A 1,614-nucleotide genomic window follows, 5' to 3' on the forward strand; every position below is an offset into this window, starting at 1 on the left:
CAGACTGAAGACAAAGTATAAATTTTTTATAAAAAAGCAGAAAATCCTTGAAAGCAAAAAGGATTTTCTGCTTTTTTGTAGAATATATAATATATAACATATTTTTAAATGAGGTGTTGTTATGCTAACGATAAATAAATCTGATAAAAGAAATCAAGTTGAAATCATATCTATTGACCAATTGGTCCCAAAAGATCATTTAGTTAGAAAACTTGATGCTTGCATAGATTTTAGCTTTATCTATGATTTAGTAAAGGACATGTATAGTACTGAAACCGGCAGACCAAGTATAGACCCTGTAGTTTTATTTAAAATTGTTTTCATCCAATATATCTTTGGGATAAAATCAATGAGGCAAACTATAACTGAAATAGAAACTAATGTAGCCTATCGCTGGTTTCTAGGATATGGTCTACATGATAAGATACCCCACTTTACTACATTTGGAAAGAACTATGTTAGAAGATTTAAAGATACAGACGTATTTGAAAAAATATTTATGCGTATCCTAGAACAAGCAATAGATGCAGGATTCATAGATACAGATGCAGTCTTCATAGATTCTACCCACGTAAAAGCTAATGCCAATAAGAAGAAGTACAATAAAGTTAAATTAGAAAAGAAAATGCGTAGCTACCAAGAATTACTAGACAAAGAAATAAATGAAGATAGAGAAATACATGGCAAGAAGCCCCTTGATATGAGTAAAAAAAAAACAGAATACAAGGAAGTAAAGATAAGTAAAACCGACCCAGATAGTGGAATGTTATATAAAAGTGAGAAGGAAAAATGCTACGCATATTCTTTCCACACAGCTTGTGATAAGAACGGGTTTATACTTGGAATAGACGTAACTGCTGCTAATGTCCATGATAGTGCAATGTTTAAAACAATATTAGATAAGGTTAAAAGAAACTTAGGCAAACCAAAGTATGTAGCAGTAGATGCTGGATATAAAATTCCGTATATAGCTAAATTGTTAATAGATCAAGAAATTAGGCCAGTAATGCCCTATACAAGACCTAGGGGTAAGAAAGAATTTTTTAGAAAACATGAATATGTATATGATGAATACTATGACTGTTACATATGCCCAAACAATCAAATATTAAAGTATAGTACAACCAATAGAGATGGCTATAGGGAGTATAAATCAGATCCTAAAATATGTATAAATTGCCCAGATATAAACAAATGCACAAATAGCAAAAACCATACTAAAGTTGTTACCCGTCATATATGGGAAAATTATATGGAGGGAGTCGAGCATTTAAGGCATACAAGCATTAATAAAGAAATATACGATATGAGAAAGGAAACAATAGAACGTGTATTTGCAGATATGAAAGAGAAGCATGGCATGCGCTGGACAACCCTACGGGGCTTAAAAAAAGTTAAGGCGCAGGCGATGCTTATTGCTGCTTGCATGAATTTAAAGAAGATAGCGAATTGGATGTGGAGGTCCAGGAAAAATGGACCAAATCCATCCAATCCATGCGTTAATATGCATGGTCTTTTATCAAATTTATATAGTTTTATTATTTGTTCATTAAGAAACACGGTTTCCATAAAGAAGGAAACCGTGTTTTGTCTACAAACTGAACAATCAAATAT

Annotated in this window: 1 pseudogene; it reads left to right on the forward strand. The window is 32.0% G+C overall.

Annotated features, from left to right (window positions below):
- Positions 1-121 precede the first annotated feature (121 nt).
- Positions 122-1,614, forward strand: a pseudogene (locus CUL_RS18750) (IS1182 family transposase); the annotation flags it as partial.

This window comes from [Clostridium] ultunense DSM 10521 (assembly GCF_000511955.1).
Lineage (GTDB): Bacteria > Bacillota > Clostridia > Tissierellales > Tepidimicrobiaceae > Schnuerera > Schnuerera ultunensis.